The organism is Streptomyces sp. NBC_00354, assembly GCF_036106915.1.
GTDB lineage: Bacteria > Actinomycetota > Actinomycetes > Streptomycetales > Streptomycetaceae > Streptomyces.
Map to the genome: position 1 here is coordinate 948,883 of NZ_CP107983.1, position 20,632 is coordinate 969,514.

17 protein-coding genes and 1 pseudogene are annotated in these 20,632 nt (G+C 73.3%); 9 read left to right on the forward strand and 9 right to left on the reverse strand.

From position 1 onward, the window contains the following. Positions 1-78: 78 nt before the first annotated feature. From OHT74_RS04545 to OHT74_RS04555, 3 genes are all read right to left on the reverse strand, one after another. Positions 79-1,071 (reverse strand): isopenicillin N synthase family dioxygenase, encoded by a 993-nt coding sequence (locus OHT74_RS04545; protein ID WP_328619423.1) that lies wholly within the window; start codon positions 1,069-1,071, stop codon positions 79-81. Between the two features lie 187 nt (positions 1,072-1,258). After that, positions 1,259-2,332, reverse strand: a complete 1,074-nt coding sequence (locus OHT74_RS04550) for a GNAT family N-acetyltransferase (protein ID WP_328619424.1) — start codon at positions 2,330-2,332, stop codon at positions 1,259-1,261. A gap of 65 nt (positions 2,333-2,397) precedes the next feature. Next, on the reverse strand, positions 2,398-2,604 hold the full coding sequence (locus OHT74_RS04555; RefSeq protein ID WP_328619425.1) for a hypothetical protein: 207 nt from the start codon (positions 2,602-2,604) through the stop codon (positions 2,398-2,400). A 185-nt stretch (positions 2,605-2,789) separates the two neighbouring features. Here OHT74_RS04555 and OHT74_RS04560 point away from each other — a divergent pair, with 185 nt between their 5' ends. Further along, positions 2,790-3,353, forward strand: coding sequence for an HPP family protein (locus tag OHT74_RS04560; protein WP_328619426.1), 564 nt, complete (start codon positions 2,790-2,792; stop codon positions 3,351-3,353). 124 nt (positions 3,354-3,477) lie between these two features. Continuing rightward, complete coding sequence (locus OHT74_RS04565) at positions 3,478-4,629, forward strand: serine hydrolase domain-containing protein (protein ID WP_266660838.1); 1,152 nt, start codon at positions 3,478-3,480, stop codon at positions 4,627-4,629. Positions 4,630-4,649: 20 nt separating this feature from the next. Here the strand turns inward: OHT74_RS04565 and OHT74_RS04570 are convergent, their stop codons facing one another. After that, a complete protein-coding gene (locus OHT74_RS04570; RefSeq protein WP_328619427.1) occupies positions 4,650-6,017 on the reverse strand; it encodes a M64 family metallopeptidase in 1,368 nt (455 codons plus the stop codon). Between the two features lie 152 nt (positions 6,018-6,169). On the opposite strand from OHT74_RS04570, the gene OHT74_RS04575 reads away from it, so the two are divergent. After that, the gene (locus OHT74_RS04575) at positions 6,170-7,504 is read left to right on the forward strand and encodes a tetratricopeptide repeat protein (RefSeq protein ID WP_266660841.1); all 1,335 of its coding nucleotides are present in this window, start codon (positions 6,170-6,172) and stop codon (positions 7,502-7,504) included. A 30-nt stretch (positions 7,505-7,534) separates the two neighbouring features. On the opposite strand, the gene OHT74_RS04580 is transcribed toward OHT74_RS04575, so the two are convergent. Then, a complete protein-coding gene (locus tag OHT74_RS04580; protein ID WP_328619428.1) occupies positions 7,535-9,070 on the reverse strand; it encodes an MFS transporter in 1,536 nt (511 codons plus the stop codon). 195 nt (positions 9,071-9,265) lie between these two features. Here OHT74_RS04580 and OHT74_RS04585 point away from each other — a divergent pair, with 195 nt between their 5' ends. Beyond that, positions 9,266-9,430: a DUF6126 family protein gene (locus tag OHT74_RS04585; protein ID WP_266660843.1), complete on the forward strand. Its 165-nt coding sequence runs from the start codon at positions 9,266-9,268 to the stop codon at positions 9,428-9,430. Positions 9,431-9,496: 66 nt separating this feature from the next. Here OHT74_RS04585 and OHT74_RS04590 read toward each other — a convergent pair whose 3' ends face one another. Next, a complete protein-coding gene (locus OHT74_RS04590) occupies positions 9,497-9,739 on the reverse strand; it encodes a DUF6158 family protein (protein ID WP_266660845.1) in 243 nt (80 codons plus the stop codon). 93 nt (positions 9,740-9,832) lie between these two features. Here OHT74_RS04590 and OHT74_RS04595 point away from each other — a divergent pair, with 93 nt between their 5' ends. The 3 genes and pseudogenes from OHT74_RS04595 to OHT74_RS04605 all read left to right on the forward strand — a co-directional run. Next, positions 9,833-10,957: a M20 family metallopeptidase gene (locus OHT74_RS04595; protein ID WP_328619429.1), complete on the forward strand. Its 1,125-nt coding sequence runs from the start codon at positions 9,833-9,835 to the stop codon at positions 10,955-10,957. Between the two features lie 117 nt (positions 10,958-11,074). Beyond that, a complete protein-coding gene (locus OHT74_RS04600; protein ID WP_328619430.1) occupies positions 11,075-11,713 on the forward strand; it encodes a TetR/AcrR family transcriptional regulator in 639 nt (212 codons plus the stop codon). Continuing rightward, positions 11,710-13,065, forward strand: a pseudogene (locus tag OHT74_RS04605) (MFS transporter); the annotation flags it as partial. The gene OHT74_RS04600 and the pseudogene OHT74_RS04605, both read left to right, overlap by 4 nt. Here the strand turns inward: OHT74_RS04605 and OHT74_RS04610 are convergent. Continuing rightward, positions 13,012-13,920, reverse strand: coding sequence for a LysR family transcriptional regulator (locus OHT74_RS04610; RefSeq protein ID WP_323139531.1), 909 nt, complete (start codon positions 13,918-13,920; stop codon positions 13,012-13,014). The pseudogene OHT74_RS04605 and the gene OHT74_RS04610 overlap by 54 nt on opposite strands. Positions 13,921-14,119: 199 nt before the next feature. Between OHT74_RS04610 and OHT74_RS04615 the strand changes: the two genes are divergently transcribed. After that, positions 14,120-14,695, forward strand: coding sequence for a DUF6817 domain-containing protein (locus tag OHT74_RS04615; RefSeq protein ID WP_328619431.1), 576 nt, complete (start codon positions 14,120-14,122; stop codon positions 14,693-14,695). A gap of 14 nt (positions 14,696-14,709) precedes the next feature. On the opposite strand, the gene OHT74_RS04620 is transcribed toward OHT74_RS04615, so the two are convergent. Beyond that, positions 14,710-17,937 (reverse strand): TIM-barrel domain-containing protein, encoded by a 3,228-nt coding sequence (locus tag OHT74_RS04620; RefSeq protein WP_328619432.1) that lies wholly within the window; start codon positions 17,935-17,937, stop codon positions 14,710-14,712. A 324-nt stretch (positions 17,938-18,261) separates the two neighbouring features. Between OHT74_RS04620 and ligA the strand changes: the two genes are divergently transcribed. Further along, the gene (gene ligA / locus OHT74_RS04625; protein WP_328619433.1) at positions 18,262-20,340 is read left to right on the forward strand and encodes an NAD-dependent DNA ligase LigA; all 2,079 of its coding nucleotides are present in this window, start codon (positions 18,262-18,264) and stop codon (positions 20,338-20,340) included. On the opposite strand, the gene OHT74_RS04630 is transcribed toward ligA, so the two are convergent. After that, positions 20,330-20,581 (reverse strand): hypothetical protein, encoded by a 252-nt coding sequence (locus OHT74_RS04630; RefSeq protein ID WP_328619434.1) that lies wholly within the window; start codon positions 20,579-20,581, stop codon positions 20,330-20,332. The genes ligA and OHT74_RS04630 overlap by 11 nt on opposite strands. Positions 20,582-20,632 lie beyond the last annotated feature (51 nt).

The window sequence follows — 20,632 nt, forward strand, 5'->3', positions numbered from 1 at the left end:
CCGCTTGATCGTCACCTCGCAGGAGGACGGGAACCTCCCCCGGGCGGAGGGTGCCGCCTCCCCCTCCGGTAGGAGGTGTCAGGACACGGTGATCGCGTCCAGCTTGCCCCGCAGGTACGTGTGGGAGTCCACGGGGTCGTGCACCACCCGGCCGACCGGCGCCGGGAGGGACTCCACCCGGGTGTGCGGGTCGCATTCGTAGAAGTAGACCAGCGAGATGAGCTCCTCGGCCGGTGCGTCGGTGGGCGGCGGCAGCACCCGGTGGCGGCCCGCGCGCCAGCGGTCCCCGGTCCAGCGGGCCATCAGGTCGCCGATGTTCACGGTGAGCGCTGCCGGGTCGTACGGGGCGTCCTGCCAGCCGTCGGCGTCGGTGTGGATCTGGAGCCCGCCCGAGCCCGGCTCGCGGTCGAGGACCGTGACCGTCCCGAAGTCCGTGTGCGCCCCGATGCGGAACTGGCCGGGCAGGGGCTCGCCGAGCACCTCGGTGCCCGGGTACCAGTTGAGGTTGAACCCCCAGGTGGGGTGCCCGGTGTGGCGGGTGAAATGGTCCGCGGCGAGGCCGAGCGCGGTGGCGAGGAGCTCCAGCAGCTCGTCGGACAGGGCCCGCATCCGGGCGATGTACTCGACGGCCGCCGGCTGCAGCGCGGGCACCTCGGCCGGCCAGGCGTTCGGCCGGAACCACTCGGCGTCCACGGACGGGTCCCCGGTGGGCTCGTCCGCCGCGCACGACCAGGACTCCTTGAGGTCGGGCGGCGAGGCGGCCCCCTCCGCATAGCTGTTGGCCTCGGCGCCCGGGCCGAGCCAGCCGCGGCCGCCGACCGCGACCGCGTACGGCTCCTTCGCCTTCGCCGGCAGCCGGAAGAACTCCTTGGCGGCCTTCCGGATCCGCGCGGGCAGCTCCGGGTCCACGCCGTGCCCGGTGATCAGCAGGAACCCGGCGGCCTGGAGGGCCTCGTCGACGCGGGCGGCGATCCGCTCCCGCGCCCCGGGCTCGCCGGACCGCCACGGCCCGAGGTCGATCACGGGGACCTGGGAACGAGCGGAGGCGGCGGAAATCGGAGAACTCGCCATCGGGACCTGCCTTCCGAGCCGGTGTCGGGCGTCCGTCTCCGAGGCTATCGCCCCGGACACCCGCCGGGCCCCGAGGACGCCTCACCTCCAGCCCGCTGCACGGCGGCACGTACGAGAGGTACGGCAGGTGCGCGCACCACCGGGCGCGCGTGATCCGGGGCACGGTGTGCGCGCACGCCCGCAGCGGCTACCGAGCTGCGGCCCGCAGGGTGTAGCGGGCTTCGCCTTCCTCGGTGGAGCCCGTCCGCTCGAACCCCGCCCGGACGACCACCCCGTGGGAGGGGGCGTTGTCCGCATCGACGCGGGCGTGCAGCGCGGTCACACCGGGCTGCCCGAGGGCCCAGCCGACCAGGCCCTTCAGCGCCTCGGTGGCGTACCCGTTGCCGCGGGCGGACGGTACGAGGTCGTAGCCGATCTCCGCGTTCCCCTCGGCGTCGGGCGCACCGTGGAAGCCGATCCCGCCGATGGCGCGCCGGTCCTGCGTACGGACGATGGCGTACGCGCCCCACCCCGGGCGGTGCGTACCCTCCTCCCGCGCCTTGGCCACCATCCCGGCGGCGGCCCGGGTGCCCTCGCCGGGGCCGTCCTCGGCCCAGGCGAAGCCGCCGGTGCCGCCGTCGCGGAGGTCGCCCGCGACGAGCGGGGAGATCTCGCAGAGCACGACGCGTTCCGTGGTGATGGGTTCGGCGTACCAGCGCCAGGCCCGGTGGCGGGGCAGGCCCGGGAGTCCGGCCCGGCCGGTCACCCACAGGAGGGTCGGCCAGGGCGCGGCGATATCGCGCGGAGCCTGCGGGAAGAGCCGGACGAGGACCTGTTCGCAGAGGTCCGCGTCGGGCTCCCAGTCGCGGACGCCGAGGGCGACCAGGATGTCGTGGGTGTGCAGCAGCGTCTCGACGACGCCCATCGCGGCGAATCCGTCCGGGCCTGCCATGCCGTACGGGTGCCAGGCCCGGACCTCGGGGTCGGTCACGGCCACGGCGGCGGACAGCAGGCCTCCGGTGGCTTCGATGACCTGGATCAGGCCCGCGGGCGTGGTGCCGGGGTCCGCGCTGATGTCGAAGGGGGCGTATCCGCTGGTCGAGCGCCCGGTCAGCTGGGTGGCGTACCCGATGAAATCGCTCGCCACGTGCACGGCGGTGTCGTAACAGCTCCACTCGAGGTCGGCGGCCGGAGCGGACCAGTCGAGGTGCGCCACCCGTCGGAGCGCCTGTGCGGTGAGGGACACGGATCGGTCTACGGCGTCGGAGCCCATGATCGTCATGGGCGGAACCCTAGGTCGGCCGCCCGCGCCCGGGCCAGCGGATATCCGGCACGGTAGCGGAGCCGTCAGGGGCCGGGGTCCGGGAGCGGGCCGCCGCAGCGGGAGCAGGTTCGGACGCCCCGCTCGGTGGCGAGCCGTCCGCAGTCGGGGCAGACCAGGTGGAGCAGGCAGGCAGGCTCACCGCCCTCGGCGGGGGCGGGCGCGGACAGCTGGTCGCAGTCGCTCGACCCCTCGGGGCCGTGCACCTCCGGGCCGTGGGCGTGCGTCGTCATGTTCCGTCCTTCCCGTATCCGTATCCCTCCCCCGAGACGGCCCCCGCACACCTGGCGGATAAGGTCGTAGCCGGTCTGCGTCGGCCGTACCAGGGACAGGCGCGAGGCCGAGGCGGCGGTTGATCACCCTGCCTCCGTGCCGCCTCGACCGCATTCACCCTGTCGTCCTGCCCCGGAAACCACGCATGAGCACCGCCCTGCCGTCACCGTCCGCCACCACCCCCGCTCCCGAATCCGCCGGCGAGCCGGCCCGCTCCCGGACCGCCTTCGGCCGGGCTCCCGCTCGCCCCACCCCCGCAGCCGCGTTCCACAGCATCAGCGCCGTGACGGCGGTCCTGCTGGGGCTCGTCGGGATCGGCGCGATGCTCCACGAGCCGGTGCTGATACCGCCGCTGGCCGCGAGCGCCGCCCTCGTGCACAGCGCCCCCACCCTGCCCCTGGCCCAGCCGCGCGGTGTGGTCGTCGGCCATCTGCTGGGCATGGCCGTCGGCTACGGCGTCCTCGCCGCCGCCGGCAGCAGCGCCTGGGCCGCGGCCGTCGCGGCCGGCGTCACGCTCGCGCTGCTGATGGCCGCCCGCACCCCGCACTCGCCCGCCTGCGCCACCTCCGTCGTGATCGTGCTCCAGAACCCGGCTCCGGCCCGGTTCGTCCCCCTGCTGTTCGGCGCGACGGTGCTGCTCGTCCTGACCGGGTACGCCGCTTCGCGCATCCGGCGCAAGGCACCGCGGTATCCCGCCTACTGGTGGTGACCGGTCCGGTCCTGCGCCGCGCGTCCGGCCGATGAATCCACGCCGCTGCGGGAGTCTTTGTCTGCGAGGGCCGGCCCGCTCGGCCGGCCCCCGCCTCGGGAGAGGCATCGGGAGAGGTGGAGTGATGACCGGCCTGCGCGACATCCTGGAACGGCACGTGAGCAGCGGATCGCTGCCCGGGGCGGTGGGCCTGGTGGCCCGTGGCGACCGGGTGGAGGTCGAGGCCGTCGGCTCGGCCGACATCGAGGGCACGGCACCGATGGTCCGGGATTCGATCTTCCGTATCGCCTCGCTCACCAAACCGGTCACTGCCGCGGCGGTCATGATGCTGGTCGAGGAGGGCCGGTTCGCACTGGAGGACCCGGTCGATCCGTGGCTGCCGGAGCTGGCCTCGCGCGTCGTCGTCCGTACGCCCGCGAGCCCGGTCGGCGACGTGGTGCCCGCGGCGCGCCCGATCACCGTGTTCGACCTGCTCACGTTCCGCGCCGGGTACGGGTTCCCGTCCGACTTCTCGCTGCCTGCGGTCGGTCTGCTGTTCAGCGAGCTGAAGCAGGGGCCGCCGCAGCCGCAGCAGATCGCGGAGCCGGACGCGTGGATGAAGGCGCTGTCGGGCATCCCCCTGCTGTACCAGCCGGGCGAGGCCTGGCTGTACAACACCTGCTCGGACATCCTGGGCGTGCTGATCGCCCGGGTGTCGGGGCAGTCCCTGCCCGAGTTCCTGGCCGAACGGATCTTCGAGCCGCTGGGCATGGCGGACACCGGGTTCGCCGTCCTGCCCGCGGACCTGGGCCGGTTCACGAGCTACTACCGCGGGGGTGACGGCGGCCTCGAACTGGCCGACGCCCCCCACGGGCAGTGGAGCAGGGTCCCGGCCTTCCCCTCCGGCACCGGCGGCCTGGTCGGGACCGCCGACGACTGGTACGCGTTCGGCCGGATGATGCTCGCGCAGGGGGCGCTGGACGGGGACCGGGGCAGGCTCCTGTCGGCCCAGTCGGTGCGGCAGATGACCACCGACTGGCTGACCGTGGCCCAGCGGTCCGGCGGCGAACTGTTCCTGGAGGGCCAGGGCTGGGGGTTCGGCGGCTCGGTGGACGTCACGGCCCGCGATCCGTGGAACGTGCCGGGGCGGTACGGCTGGGTCGGCGGCACCGGGACCGCGGCCCACATCACCCCGGCCACCGGCGCCGTCTCCGTCCTGCTCACCCAGCGGGAGATGACCGGCCCGACGCCGCCCGCCGTGATGCGCGACTTCTGGACGTACGCGGCCGGCGCCTGAAACTCCCGGGTACCGCGTGGCTACAGGCGGACGGTCCAGTCGACCGTGGACTTGAGGCCGCGGGCGATCTTCGGGTCGCGGACCGAGGGCGTGCGGTCCTCGGCCGTGACCGACAGCTTGTGCGTGCGCAGGTCGAAGAGCCACAGCTCGGACACCGCGACCTCGGTCCGGCCGGCGAACCGCTTCAGCTCCCGTCCGTCGAGGTACCAGCGGACGTCGAGCTGCCGGCCGTCCGCGCCTGCCAGCCGGGGTACGGAGACCTTGGCCGTGTTGCGCAGCCGCAGGGTGCGGCCGGTCGGGGTGAGCGCGGCGGCGGGCTTCGCGTGCTGGTAGAAGCCGGCGATCATCGCCTCGGTGCCGGGCAGGTTGAAGGGTTTGCCGAGCACGCGCATGATCGAGTTGTCGGTGGGCCGGTACAGGCCGGTGACGTAGTAGCCGCCGCCCTCGTACGCGCCGACCGTGCCGCCGTCGGGCGACGGGGCGCCGAGCCAGCGGTACCACTTGGCCTGCTCGGCGGCCATCCGGTCGGCGGGCAGCGTGGAGGTGTTGGAGTCGGCGGGTTCGGGGCCCTCGTACTTCTCGTAGCCCGGGGTGCCGGGGTAGAAGTACTCGTCGGCGAGCTTGCCCAGGGAGTGGCCGGTCTCGTGGATGGCGACCTGGCCGGACTTCGCGTTGCCCGCCGACGCGGTCGATATCCCCTCGTAGCCAAGGGTGGCGCTGGGCTCGTTGTAGCCGGCCCCGCCGTACTTGGCGCTGTTGGCGAGGACGAGGACCAGGTCGGCCTCGGGCGCCTTCGCCACGTACGCGTCCACCTTCGGCTGGTCTATGCAGAGCAGCCGTTCGATGTCCTCGCACCAGAAGTACGAGCCGAGGGCGGTGTCGCGGACGGTGGCCGGCGTGGGGTCGCCGGATACGCCGGAGTCGTGGGAGACGGCGTCGACCGTCCAGACGTTGAAGAGGTTGCGGTACGTGGAGTACGGCTCGACGGCGGCGATCTCCGCCCATTTGGCCTGGGCGTCGGCGTGGAACCGGTCCTGCTCGGCGGCGGTGTAGCCGTCGCCGATGACGACGATGTCGAGGCGGTCCGCGGTCGGGCCGTTGTCGACCATCCTGGCGACCTCGCCGTCGGCCGCCCGCTCGGCCTCGGACAGCTGCGGGGCCTTCTTCGCCTTCCCGGCGACGGGGACACGGGCGTGGCCGGATCCGGCGGTGGTGCCGTCCTCCGGCCCCGGTATCTCCACCTCGGTCCCGGTCTTCGCCGGTGTCGGCGACGGTATCGGCGGCGGGGCTGCGGCCGCCGTGCCGAGGGGGCCTGCGGCCAGCAGCAGGGCCGTCGTACAGACCGCGGCGAGGGCGGCGCGCAGGGTCAGGCGAAGGGACGGATCCATGGAGTTCTCCCCCGGGAAGCCGGAAATTGCCGCAAGTTAAGCGGCTTGATAAGTGGGCTGAACCGGTTGCTTAAACTAGGGGGCGCACGGGACGTGCGCAATGGCCTGCCGCCCCTGCACCATGGGGAGTTGGAGCAACCAGGGGGGTCTTCATGGACGAACCGGCCGAGATCGGCCGCAGGGTTCAGCGCATGCGCGCGGAACTCGGCCTGACACAACGGGCGCTGGCGGAGCCCTCGTACACCCCCGCCTACATTTCGACTCTGGAGTCGGGCAAGGTCCGGCCCTCCGAGACGGCGCTGCGCTTCCTCGCCGGGCGGCTCGGCACCTCGTACGAGGAGCTGGCCACCGGGCGGCCCGCCCACCTGGCCACCGAGGTGCGCCTCGCCCTCACCGACGCCCAGCAGACGCTGGCCACCGGCGACGCCGCCGAGGCCGCCGTCCGCTACCGGCAGCTCCTCGCGGACGCGGAACGGCTCGGCCTCGACGCCGAGCGGGCAGAGGCGCTGCTCGGCCTCGGCGACTGCGCCATCGAATCGGGGGAACTGCCGGACGCCATCGCCCACTTCGAGGCGGCCGAGCGGCTGCTGGCCGACGAGCCGCTCCCCCGCCGCGCCCGCCCGATCCGCGGCCGGGCCGTCGCGCATCTGCTCGCCGGGGAACTCCGCTACGCCTGCTACCTGCTGGAATCCGCCATCGACGAGCTGGGCGCGAGCGGGCTGGCCGATCCGGAGGCGCTGGTGCTGCTCTACGCCGCCGTGATCGGCCCGTACATCGACATGGGCGCCCACGCCCGGGCCGCGCACGCTGCCGAACTGGCCCTGGCGCTGGCTCCGCAGGTGGCCGACCCTGCGCTGGTGGCGGGGATGCACCGGCAGGTCGCACGTACCTTCCTGACCGCGGGGCGGCCGGCCGACGCCGATGCCTCGCTCGCCAAGGCGCAGGCGATCTACCGGCAGCTGCGGCTGCGGACCGATCTGGCGCACTGCCACTGGATGCGCGGCTACGTACAGGCGCAGAACGGTGATCTCGTGGCGGCGGAGGCCGAGTTGCGCACGGCCCGGGACATGCTCTCCGCCCGGCGGGCCGCCCTGTTCACGGCGCAGGTCGAGGTGGAGCTCGCCGACGTACTGCGCCGGCTCGGCCGCTGCGAGGAGGCGGCCGGGCTGCTCTCCGCACTGCTGGAGCTGGGCGACAGCCACGGCGCCGTGCATGCGGGCGGCGCGCACCGGCTGCTCGGCCTGATGGCCGAGGAGCGCGGGGAGACCGAAGCCGCCGAGGAGCACTACGTGCAGGCGCTGACCCTGCTGGAGCGCAGCGGGGCGAACGGCGATCTGGCGGACCTGTGCCGGCTGCTGGGCGACCTGCTGCGGCGTACGGGGCGGACCGAGGCCGCGCTGGACGCCTACCGCACGGGCCTGGGCCATCGCGCGGCGCCGGGGACCACCACACTGGGCCCGGCGCCCGCATCACCGCTGCGGCGGTGATGCGGGCGGCTGAAAGCGGGGCCGGCCTCGTCAGTGGTTCTCGGTGGGCCGGAGGTCGCGCGGGATCATCGTCCAGGTGGTTGCCGCCGCGGCGACCGCGAGGAGTCCGGCGATGAGGAACGCCGGGGTGATGGCGAGGGTGTAGGCCTGGGAGGCCGCCTCGATCAGGCCCTTGCCGACCGTGCCGCCCAGCTGTTCGGCGATGTGGGCGGCTTCGCCGACGGATTCGCGGACCGCCGCGACGGTGGAGCCGTCCAGGTCGAGCGCCGGCAGGTTGCTGCGGTACAGGGCGGCCGCGGTGCTGCCGAGGACGGCGACGCCCATGGCCGAGCCCAGTTCGTAGCAGGTCTCCTCGATGGCGGCCGCACTGGAGACCTCGTCCGCGGGTGCGGCCGAGATCAGCGTGACCGAGGCGACGGTGGTGGCGATGCCCGCACCCAGGCCCATGACCGTCAGGGCGACGGCGAACGCCGGGTAGCCGAGGTCGGCGAACTGCTGGAAGGTCCAGGGCAGGGCCATGCCCGCGGCCAGGACCACCAGTCCGGCGCCCAGCACGTGCCGGATCGCGAAGCGCTGCATCAGCCGGGGGGCCACCAGCGAGGCGCAGATCAGCGCGAGCGGGGCGGGCAGCAGGCGCAGCCCGGCCTCGAGCGGGGTGTAACCCTGGCCGTACTGGAACCACTGGGTGACGAGGAAGAGGATCGCGCCCATGCCGACCATGGGCAGGAAGATGGCGGTGGCGGCGACGCCGAAGGCGGGCTTGGCGAACAGCCGTACCTGCAGCAGCGGGTTCTCCACGCGCAGCTGGCGGCGTACGAAGACGGTCAGCGCGACGGCGGCCACGGCCAGCAGGACCCACGGGAGCGGAGCGGCGACGCCGCTCTTGCCGAGCTGCTTGATGCCGCCCGCGAGGGCGAGCATGCCGACGATCGACTGGCCGACGCCCCACCAGTCCCAGCGGCCGGCGCTGCGCGCGGAGCGGGATTCGGGGAGGTAGCGCAGGCCGGCCGCGACGATGACGGCGGCGACGGGGAGGTTCAGGAGGAACGCGGAGTGCCAGCCGTAGTCCTGGACGAGGAGCCCGCCGACGACCGGGCCGAAGGCCATGCCGCCGCCGAAGACGGCCGCCCAGACGGCGAGCGCGAAGGCCCGCTCCTTGGCGTCGGTGAACACGCTGCGCAGGATCGACAGGGTCGAGGGCATGATCGCCGCGCCTCCGATGCCGAGGAGGGCGCGGGCCGCGATCACGTGCCAGGCCTCGGTGGAGAAGACGGCGATGAGGGAGGCGACGGAGAAGATCCCGAAGCCCGCCATCAGCAGGCGCTTGCGGCCCCAGCGGTCACCGAGGGCGCCGGCCGTGACCAGCAGGCCGGACAGGGCGAGCGCGTAGACGTCGATGATCCACAGCTGCTGCACGGCACCTGGCTGGAGGTCGCCTACGAGGGAGGGGAAGGCCACGTTCAGGATCGTGGTGTCCATCGAGATCAGCAGAAGGCTGCCGGAGAGGATGGCGAGGACGGTCCACCGACGCGGGTCGAGTGGAGCGGCGGTGCGGCGGGCGTGCATGGGGTTCCGTTCGGGGTTGCGCGGCGAGGAGGCGGTCGCATCGCATCACAGTGAGCCTCCCTCGCCTCGAATGATACAAATTTGTCTCATTCGATGCAAAGGAGGCTCATACTCGGGGACCCACGTACGCTGTTTCTTCGACCCGCCCCGCCCTCGCCCCGCCCGCCCCCGCCCGCCCCCGAACGGAGATCCGCTGTGCCGGACGACAAGACCGAGGATCACGCCTCCGCGGCGGCGAAGCACGAGAAGTGGAAGGAGAAGGGCGTCGCTCTGCGCGCGTTCTTCTACATCTTCGGGACGCACGTGTTCGCCGGGTTCGTCTGGCTGCTGTTCTACCTGGGCGAGCACGCCAAGAAGTAAGGCCCCCAGGCTCCTTGGGCCTCGCAGGCTCCCCAGGCTCCTCAGGCCGCGCAGGCCCTCAGGCCCTCACGCCTCGCCGCTCCGGGCGCGTGCGCCCGACCGGGTCCGCCCCGGCGTCTGGGCGCGCTGCGGGTGCCGTCGTACGTACTCGTGCTCCAGCTCGTTCATCCGCTGCGTATGGGTGACCAGCGCCTCGTCCGACCCGTACAGCAGGGTCTCGTGGCGGGTCCGGTGGATGGCCTCCAGCTCCTTGAGCAGCTTGCCCTCCTCCAGCTTCCCTGCCGACGGACCGCCGTCATGCTCGGCCATGGCCTTGCACCTCCTCCACTCCATCATCCCCTGCACCGCCGCGTTCGTCCCGGCCGCGGCCTTCCGCCGCGGCCTCCCGGCTACCCTTGCCCCATGACGCTGCGCACGACCGTCGACGTGAGTGTTGACGCGATGATCGAGGACCTCAGGACACTCGTCGAAACCGAGTCTCCCTCGCGCGATCTCGAGGCCCTGGCCGCATCGGCCAAAACCGTCGCCGGCGTCATCGAGAGCCGCCTCGGCGGACAGGCCGTCCTCATCGACAGCGAAGCCGGACCGCACGTCCACTGGTCGGCCGGCGGCGATCCCAAGGTGCTGATCCTCGGTCACCACGACACCGTGTTTCCGCTCGGCACCCTCGCACGCCGCCCGTTCGCGGTCGAGGACGGGCACGCGACCGGCCCCGGGGTCTTCGACATGCTCGGCGGCCTGGTGCAGGCGATCCACGGTCTGGCGGCGCTCGAGGACCGGTCGGGCGTCGAGATCCTGGTCACCGCCGACGAGGAGGTCGGCTCCCACTCCTCCCGCGCCCTCATCGAGGAACGGGCCCTCGCCTGCGGCGCCGTCCTGGTCTTCGAAGGCGCCGCCGACGGCGGGGCCCTGAAGACCGGCCGCAAGGGCTGCGGCACCTTCCGGGTCTCCGTCGCGGGCCGGGCCTCGCACGCGGGCCTGGAACCCGAAGCCGGGGTCAACGCCCTGATCGAGGCAGCACACCAGGTACTGGACATCGCCGCGCTCGGTCGCCCCGAGATCGGCACGACCGTCACCCCGACCGTCGCGTCCGCGGGAACCCTGGACAACGTCGTTCCGGCAGAGGCGACGGTCATCGCAGACGTCCGGGTCGAGTCGGCCGACGAGAAGGAACGCATCGAATCCGCGTTCGCAGCGCTTGCTCCGCATCTCGAAGACGCACAGATCACCGTCCACGGATCCATCGGGCGGCCCCCGATGCCGGAGTCGGCGTCGGCCGGTCTCTTCGCGGTGGCCCGGCAGCTGCTTCCCGGCCTCGAAGGCAGGTCGGTCGGCGGCGGAAGCGACGGCAACTTCACGGCCGCGCTGGGAGTACCGACCCTTGACGGCCTGGGAGCCGTCGGAGGCGGCGCCCACGCCGACCACGAGTACGTGGTGATCGAAGCCATGGCGGAACGGGCGAACCTCGTCGCCCGGCTGGTGCGCGCGATCCAGAACGCGCAGGAGAGCGGGAGCGAGACCGCGTAGCGCCTGCCCCTGACGGCTCGGCTGGACGAACCGGTGCTCATCGTCCCGGAGTTGCGCGCGATGATCATGCCCGGCATTTGAGTAGACAGTGTCTACGTCGACTGGTAGACACTCTCCATGGAACAGCACAGCCCGCTCCGGGAGCGACTGATCGACGTCGGCGTCGACCTTCTACTGAGCGAGGGCACCGCCGCCCTCGGTCTGCGCGAGATCGCCCGCCGCGCCGGGGTGTCGCACGGCGCACCCCGGCGCTACTTCCCCACCCATCACTCCCTGCTCTCGGCGATCGCCCGGCGCGGATTCGCCGACCTCGGGGGCCGGTTCGTTGCCGCGACCGCCGGCGCCTCCTCGCCGCGCGAGCAGGTGCGGGCGCTCGGGTGCGCGTACATCGGCTATGCGCTGGAGCACCGCGGGATGTTCGAGCTGATGTTCCGCCACGACCTGCTCGACAGCGAGGGACAGGAGGGCGCCGGACAGGGGGAATCCGGGCAGGAGGAATCCGGGCAGCAGCCGAGGCTGCGCGAGTCCACCATTCCCCTGTTCCGCCTGCTCGTCGGGCTCGTCTCCCGCTGCCGGGCCGGCGGGGATCCCGAGGTCACCGCCGCCGCCCTGTGGGCCAACCTGCACGGTGTGGCCCAGTTGTGGGCCTGGGGCAGCCTGCCCCTGGTCCTCGGCGGCGCGGCCGACCACCGGGCCGGCGTCGAACGGCTCGTCGACGCCGCCCTCGACGCCCACCTCGGGGCGGTCCCCGCATGACCCGCCCCAGGCAGCGGATCGCGCTCCTCGTCAGCGTCGGCGGCGCGATGCTCGTCGCCCTCGACGGCACCGTCCTCAGCGTGGCGCAGCCCAGCCTGCGCCACGATCTCGGGGCGAGCGTGGCCCAGGTCCAGTGGACGAGCACCGCCTATCTCCTCACCGTGGCCGCGTTCCTCGTCATCGCCGGCCGCCTCGGCGACCGGTACGGGCATCCGCGGCTGCTCCTCATCGGCGTACTCGGCTTCGCCGCGACCTCCGCCGGGATCGCGCTCGCGCCCGGGGTCGGCTGGGTCATCGCCCTGCGCGCCGCGCAAGGGGTGTTCGGGGCCCTGATGCAACCGGCGACCCTCGCACTGCTGCGCCTCGCCTACCCGCCCGACCGGCTCTCCACCCCGGTGGCGGTCCGGACCAGTGCCATCGGCGTGGCCGCCGCGGCGGGGCCGCTGCTCGGCGGCGTGCTGGTCGCGCAGTCGGGCTGGCGTTCCGTGTTCGTGCTGAACGTGCCGATCGCCCTCGCGATCGCCGCGCTCGCCCTCGCCGTACGGGTGCCCGCGCCGCCCCGGCCCGGATCGGAGGGGCCCGGATCGGACCGGCCCGCGCTGACCGGCGCGGCGCTGCTGGCCGCGGCACTCGCCCTGCTCGTCCATGCGCTGGTCGGCGTACCGGCCCACGGCTGGACCGCGCCGCCGACGCTGCTCGGGCTCGGCGGGGCCGCCGCCCTCGCGGTGGCGCTCGTACGGTACGAACGGCGGGCCGCGCAGCCCCTCGTGCCGACCGCCGTGGCACGGTCGCGGCCGGTCGCGGCCTCGATGGCGCTGCTGCTGGCCGTCTCCGCCGGCATGTTCGGGGCGCTGTTCACGGCGACCTTCCTGCTCCAGGACGTACGGGGCCTCGACCCGCTCGCCACCGGCCTGCTGGTGCTCCCGCTGACCGGCAGCATGGTCGCTGGCGCGCCGCTGGCCGCGATGGCGCTGCGCCGGTACGGGCCGCGGCGGACGGCGCTCACCGGTACGGGCCTGGTCGTCCTAGGGGTCGGCGGGCTGGGCGCATGGTCCGGCCCGGCGGTCATGGCGGCCTTCGCGGTGCTCGGCGCCGGGTTCGCCGCGGTCATGGTGACCGCCACTGGCACGGTGGTCACAGACGCCCCGGCCGGGTACGCGGGGGTCGTCGGCGGGCTCAAGCAGACGGCGATGAACGTCGGTCCGACCCTGGGCATCGCCGTCGCCGCGGGCGCGGGGGCCGCGCCGACGGCCCTGTTCGTACTGGCGGCGCTGGCCGGCGTGGGACTGCTGCCGGCCTCACTGCTGCCGCGCGGCGCGCGCCGTACAGCTGCGGGCCACGTCGTCGGCGAAGACCCGGGCCAGCGGGGACAGGGCCGACCAGCGGCGGACGGCCCAGCCGACCGCGAGCGGCGGCAGGGCCGGGACCGGGACGAGGCGCAGCGGGCCGTCTGATCCGGGGACCCGCCAGCCGGGCAGGGCGGGCACGACGGCGTGGCCGAGGCCCAGTTCGGCCAGCAGCAGGGCGGTGTCCCAGTCGGCCACGCTGGTGTCGGACCGTATCCGGATGCCCGATTCCGCGAAGGCGGCGTCGAGGTGGGCGCGGGACGCGGAGTTCTCCGGGAGCCTGATGTGGCGGATGCCGGCGAGGTCGGCCGGCTCGATCCGGGGCCGGGCGGCGAGGGGGTCGTCGGCGCAGACCGCGAGCACCCAGGGCAGCTCCATCACCGGGCGCTGTTCGATGCCGCGCACGGGCCTGCCGATGGTGATCCAGGCGAGGTCCAGGTCGTCGGCGGCGAGCGCGTCGAAGCAGCTGCGGCTGGAGTTCTCGGTCTGGAACTCCAGGCTGACCTGGGGGTGGCGGCGCCGGAAGTCGACGACGGCCTCGGACATGAAGTGCCGTACGGTCGTCGCGCCCGTGGTGATGCGGACCGAGCCGGTGTCCCCGCGGACGAGGTCGTCGAGGCGGCGCAGGGCGCCGTCGAGCCCGGCGATGCCGTCGGCGGCGGCCGCCTGGAGGATGCGCCCGGCCTCGGTGGGGACGACGCCGCGGGCGTGCCGCTCCAGCAGATCGGTGCCGGTCTGCTTCTCGAGGCGGCGGACGTGCTGGCTGACGGCCGACTGGGTGCAGCCGAGGTCGCGGGCGACGGCGCTGAGGCTGCCGGCCCGGCAGACGGCCACGAAGACGCGGAGATCGTCGAGAGTCATGGGATCCAAGCTACAGCTTGGGTCTTGATAGGTATTCAGAGGATTGACTTGGGTTTTCGGCTGGACCATGATCAATGCAGGGCCCAGGGCGGCAACCCGTCCCCGCCTGCGCCACGGTCCGGAACCGGCGCAGGCGGGGACGGGTGTCGACCCACACTTCTCTTTCAGCTCCGTCGGACGCGCGAGGAAGGACCAGCAGATGCCGGTACCGGCACAGCCCGACGGGCCGGAGGCGCGCGCCCTCACGTTGCTGCGCGAGCTCGGCGCCGGGCGCCTCGACCACCCCGGCGGCACCCTGCTCGCCCATCTGGAACGCGTACAGGCGCAGCTCGGGGCGTGGGGTGCCCGGCCCGCGCTCCGACTCGCGGGCCTGTGCCACGCGTTCTACGGAACGGACGGCTTCGCCACCGCGCTGCTGCCGGTCGACCGGCGGGCCGCGCTCGCGGCGGTGATCGGGGCGGAGGCCGAGGAGATCGTCTATTTCTACGCCAGTTGCGACCGCGGGGCCTCTTATCCGACGCTCGGCGCCGACGAGGACGGCGCGGCCGCGTTCCGCGACCGGTTCACCGGCCAGGTGTACTCCCCCGACCGCCGGTCGCGGCGGGATTTCGCCGAGCTGTCCGCCGCGAACGAACTGGACCTCGCGCGGATCGACCCCTCCTTCCGCGCGGCCCACGGGCCCGGTCTCCTCGCGCTGTTCACCCGGATGCGGGGCCTGCTGACCGAGCCGGCCTGGCGGGACTGCCAGGCCGTGCTCGGCGGCGGCGCGCCCTGACGCCGTGACCGGGGTCAGGGTGTGAAGGTCCAGCGCTGGGCCGGGCTGTTGTCGCAGGCAGCGCGGGTGAGTGCGGTGCCGTTCGCGGTGCCGGAGCCGACCGGTGCCAGGCACTGACCGAGCGTACGGAGGCTGCCGTCCGGCCCCGGCTGCCAGGTCTGGCCGGCGGCTGCGCTGCACGTCTGGACAGTGACCCGGGAGACGCTCGTACCGTCGAGGCAGACCCCGCCCAGGCCGGTGACGTGGCCGTCGGCCTTCAGGCTCCAGCGCTGGTTGGGACCGCCGTGACAGGTGTACAGGGTGGGTTCGGTGCCCGGCGCGGTCGCGCTGTGCGGCAGGTCCGCGCAGCGGGCGGAGGCCGCGTTCACGAGGGTGGCGTCGGCCGGGAGCGGGGCTGCGCGCCCGGTGAGGCTGATCTCGGCGGCGCTGGTCCAGGGGCCGCGGCCGCCGGCTTCGGTCAGCGCCCTGAGGCGGAGGTAGCGGCCCGTCTTCGCGGACAGGGACACGGGCTTGGCGGCGGCGGTGTCGGCGAAGGTGCCGGTCGCCACCGGGGAGCCCCAGTCGGTGGTGGTGTCGGAGACGTACACCTCGTAGCCGCCGATCCGGCCGTTGACGCCGCCGTCCTGGCGGGGCAGGTAGCCGAGGCCGTCGACCGCGTAGCGGGCGCCGAGGTCGATGCGGATCTCGTGCGGGAGCGCGGCCGGGGTGCCGGAGGACCAGGCGGTGTGCCAGATCGTGGCCGGCTTGCCGTCGAAGGCGTTCGCGGCCGCGCCGTTCTCGGCGGCGGTTTCCTGGCTGTCGGCGGAGACCAGGGTCCACGCCGACTGCGGGATCGGGGCGGAGGCCGCCGGGATCGGGTCGGCCGCAGGGACGGAGGTGCCGGTGGCCGTGACGGCGAACGCGCCCGACTTTGAACCGGTCTTGACCCACAGGATGCCGCCGCGGTCGGCGGGGTCGAAGTACCAGCCGGACGCGGCCGCGTCGTAGGCCGCCTTGGACGTCTGGCGGGCCAGGGCGCTGCCGTCAGCCGTCACCGTGCCCGGCGCGGAGGCCACGTGGAGGGTGAACTCGTAGCCGCGCGCGGCCGGTTTGCCGGTGTAGCTGCCGGTGGGGGCGCCGACGGAGACGCTGACCGTGCCGGAGCCGGCGGCCGGGGCGGTGACGTCCACCTGCTGGCGGGCGTACGCGCCGGACTGGTGGGCGCGGGTGAGCCCGTCGTCCTCGTAGAGGCTGAAGGCGGAGTTGCCGCGCGGGTGGATGTCGTAGGTGAGGGTGGAGACCGGCTTCTCGCCCGTGTGGTTCATCTGCGGCCACATCGGCACGATCGCCCCGCCCTTGACGAAGAGCGGCAGGGTGTCGAGCGGAGCCTGGTAGTTGTTCAGCCAGCCCGGGCCTGCGTACGTCTTCCCGGTCCAGTAGTCCGTCCAGGTCCCGGCGGGGAGGTAGATGCCGTCGCGGACGGAGGTGTCGGAGACGACGGGCGCGACGAGGAAGGAGTCGCCGGCCATGAACTGGCCGCTGGTGAGGTTTCCGCGGGCCACCGGGTCGTCCGGGTACTCCAGGACCAGGGCGCGGGTGCTCGGCACACCGCTCTCGTGGGCGGTGCGGCTCATGGTGTAGAGGTACGGCATCAGCCGCATCTTGAGCTGGAGGTACTTGCGGTTGATGGAGAGGTACGGCTCGGCGAAGCGCCAGGGCTGCTTGTCCTGGTAGCCGGCGGACGGGTTGGTCGCGCCCCAGCCGGACATGGTCATGAAGGCGGGGGTGAAGGCCTTCCACTGGAGGTCGCGGGTGTACGTCTTGGGGCTGCCGCCGAAGATGCCGTCGATGTCGCCGGAGGCGTAGTTGAGGGCGGACAGGCCGGCGCCGGCGATGGCGGGGACGTGCCAGCGCATGTCGTCCCAGGTGCCGTTGGTGTCGCCGGTCCAGACGACGGCGTTGCGCTGGGTGCCGGCCCAGCCGTCGACGGTCCAGACGTAGCGGCGGGCGTCGGAGTTCTTCTCGATGCCGTCGACGGCCTGCTGCACGCCGGTGAAGGCGGTCTTGTAGCCGCCGCCGATCCAGGCGACGTCCGTCTTCACGCCGCGGGTTCCGGCTGTGCCGACCTCGTCGGCGATGGAGCCGAGGCCGGTGGAGGTCCACAGTCCGGTCTGGAAGCCCTTCGCCTTCAGGGCGTCGACGGTGGATTTGAGCGGGGCGGTGTAGCCGCAGCCGTAGCCGTCGTTGGGCAGGAACCAGCCCGAGGGCATGTCGGCGGCGCGGGCATCGGATGCGTACCCGACCACATCGGGGGTGGTCTGGTGGCGCAGGCGGTTGTGGTCGCCCTGGTAGTCGGGGTTGGAGGCGTTGAAACAGTCGGCGTTGCCCAGTTCCAGGCCCCACATCGGCGCCATGAAGGGCTTTCCGCTGACGTCGGTGTATGCGTCGAGTACGGACTTGAGTGAATCGCCGCTGAAGTACCAGGCGTCGAAGCGCTTCTCGTCGTGGGTGAGGGTGGTGGGGGCGTTGAAACCGTACGAGCCGGGGGCCCAGGTGTTGCGCATGACGCCGTAGCCGTTGGTGGACATGTAGAAGGGGGCGGGGCTGGCGTTGTTGTTCTCGCGCCATTTGTTGTCGACGGCGACGGGGACGGTCTTGCCGCGCAGCGCCCATTCGCCGAGGCGCAGGCCGGTGCCGTAGAACTGCTCGTCGGCGCCGCGGGCCAGGTACTGGGTGGTCTGGGTACCGGTCCAGGAGGTGGGCTGGGTCTCCTGCCAGATTAGGGTGGAGTTGTCGGCGCGGTAGACGGAGAACTGCAAGGGCGTCTTGTTGACGCGGATGTTCAGGGCTCCGGTGGTGATCCGGTAGTACGCGCCGGCGTCGGTGAAGGTGGTGTCGACGGAGCCGAAGTCGGTGGTCGGGGCGAGGTCGGAGCCGGCCGGGTCGTTGGTGAACGCACCGTCGGGTGACAGCCAGAGCCGGAAGATGTCGGCGCGGGCGACGACCACGCGGGCCTTCGCGCCGGTGGCTGTACTGACGGTGAAGGTGTTCCCGGACTGGGTGAGCCCGGTGGCATTGCCTGCCGTGGCGGGCGCGGGAGCCGCGGCGGCCGACGTGATCATCGGCCCGGCGGCGGCCAGCCCCGCGACGGCGAGGGCCCCGGCGAGCAGCGCGGCGAGGGGCGCGCGCTGCCGCTTGGCCTTCTTGCGTATGCGGGTGGGGATACGGCTGTGCGTGCGCCTGGGGATGCGGATGAGTCTCATGGGGCAGCTCCTCGTGCGGTCCGGTTTGCGGACACACCGCTTTGGCATGCGCCTGGCAAGATAGCGGCCCACGGAGATCACTTGAAGGATGCTGCTCGAAATCGTCTTCAATCAAGCACCTTCGAGCATCCACCGGCGGACCTCGCCCGTGAGGCCGAAGCCGGGGTGGCCGGCCGGCGTACGACGCGGGCGCGAAGCCCGCGCTGGCCGGCCCCCGGGACTGACGTCGCGTCAATTCTCGTGTACGCGGTGGTGTGCAGGCCCTGGTCCAGCCGCCCGCCCCGACCCGGGGCCGTTGTCAGACCCCTGCGCGAGGATCGGAGCATGACGATCACCACCGCTCCTTCCGGTCCCGCCCTCACCACCCGCGACGAGTACGCCGACGCGATCGGTACGGCCATCAGGGCCGCCGCCGCGTACTACGGGTCCGGCGATTCGCCGCTCGACGACGCCTCGTTCGACCTCCTCGTCTCGCTGATACAGGCGTACGAGGACCGGTACCCGGAGCACATCGACCCGGCCTCGCCGACGGGGAAGGTGGCCGGGGGCGCGGTGCCGGCCGGGGAGGTGGCGCACACGGCGGCGATGCTCTCGCTGGCGAACGCGTTCGGCCCGCAGGACCTGCTCGACTGGGAGGCCTCGGTGGTTCGCCGGCTGGGCGCACCGGTCGCGGGCGGTTTCGTCGTCGAGCCGAAGCTCGACGGGGCTTCGCTGGCGGCCCGGTACCAGGGCGGCCGGCTGGTCCAGCTCGTCACCCGGGGCAACGGAACGAGCGGCGAGGACGTGTCCCATGCGATCGGGACCATCGTCGGGCTCCCGGAGCGGCTGGCCTCGGACGTCTCCTTCGAGGTGCGCGGCGAAGTCCTGCTGACCACGGCCCAGTTCGAACAGGCCAATGAGATACGCGCCGCGCACGGCGCCGGGGCGTTCTCGAACGCGCGCAACGGTGCGGCCGGCACGCTCCGGGCCAAGGGCCGCCCGTACACGGTGGAGATGACGTTCTGGGCGTTCGGGGCGGTCGAACTCGACGGCACCGACGGCCCCGCGGTGCTGCCCGGGAGCACGCATGCGGAGGTGATGGCCTTCGTCGCCGCCGCGGGCGTCCGGACGGCCGCGGCCACCCCCGCCGGGCTGACGGTGGTGGCCACGGTCGCCGAGGTGCAGGAGCACGTCGACCGGATCGCGGCCCTGCGCGCCCGGCTGCCCTTCGGTATCGACGGGGTCGTCGTCAAGCTGGACTCCCTGGCCGAACAGGCAGCGGCCGGGACCGGCTCGCGCCACCCGCACTGGGCGACCGCGTACAAGCTGGCGGCCGTGGAACGGCGCACGCAGCTGCTGGACGTGACCTGGGCGGTGGGCCGCACGGGGGTGCTCGCGCCGACCGCCGTGCTGGAGCCGGTGGAGATAGACGGCTCGGTGGTGCGGCACGCCACGCTGCACAATCCGGCCGACATCGAGCGCCGCGGCCTGCGGCTCGGCGACACCGTGACCGTGTACAAGGCGGGCGACATCATCCCGCGGATCGAGGCCCCGGTGCTGGAGCTGCGCACCGGCGAGGAGCGGGCCATCGAGCTGCCGGCCGTCTGCCCCGGCTGCCAGGGGGAGATCGACCGGAGCCAGGAGCGGTGGCGGTGCGCGCAGCCGGCCGACTGCGGGCGGATCGCCGCGATCCTGTACGCCGGCGGGCGCGACCAGCTGGACATCGACGGCCTGGGTGAGACGTACGTACGGGCGCTGGTCGAGGCCGGTCGGGTCAGGGACGTGGCCGACCTGTTCGGGCTGGACCGCGCGGCGCTCGCGGAGGCGGCGGGGAGCGAGAAGCGGGCGGTGAAGCTGCTGGAGCAGATCGAGGCCGCGAAGGGCAGGCCGCTGGCCCGGGTGTTCTGCGCGCTCGGGGTCGTCGGCACCGGGCGGGGCATGTCCCGGCGGATCGCCCGCCACTTCGGGACGATGGAGGCGATCCGGGCCGCCGATGCCGCCGCGATGACCGAGGTCGAACTGGTCGGGGACACCAAGGCGGCCGGGATCGTCGCACAGGTCGCGGAGCTCGGGCCGGTCATCGACAAGCTGGCCGCGGCCGGGGTCAACCTCGTCGAGCCGCAGGTGGCGCGCCCCGCCGGCGGTGAGGGCGCGCAGGGCGCCGAGGGGCCGCTCGCCGGTCAGTGCGTGGTGGTCACGGGGAAGATGACGGGTGCGCTGGCGGCGTACGACACGCGGGACAAGGTACGCGAGCTGATCGAGCGGGCCGGCGGGAAGTCCGCGAGCGGCATATCGGGGCGGACGACGCTGCTCGTGGCGGGCGCCAAGGCCGGCAGCAAGGTGGCCAAGGCCGAGGAGGCGGGCATCGAGATCGTCGGCGAGGAGGCGTTCGCCGAGCGGATCGCCACGTTCCTCACCTGCTGAGAGGTGCGGGCCCTTCGTACGCTTCGGCCGGCGGCGGGGTGACGGCCAGGATCGGCGGGGCCGGCGAGCTGTACCGGTGGCCGCAGGGGTCGAAGGCCAGCACCACCGGCCGGCCCGGGCGCTGGCGCCAGGAGATGCGCTCCGGTGCGCTCGCGCACTCGGGGCAGCGCGGCAGCGGGCTCGGCTCCGCCGGGGCTGCGGGGGCGGACGCGAGCCGGGGCATGAGGTGCGGTTCGCGCATGGGGGCTCCCTGGTCCGGCGGTTGTGCTCCTGGCACTGTGCCATGGACCAC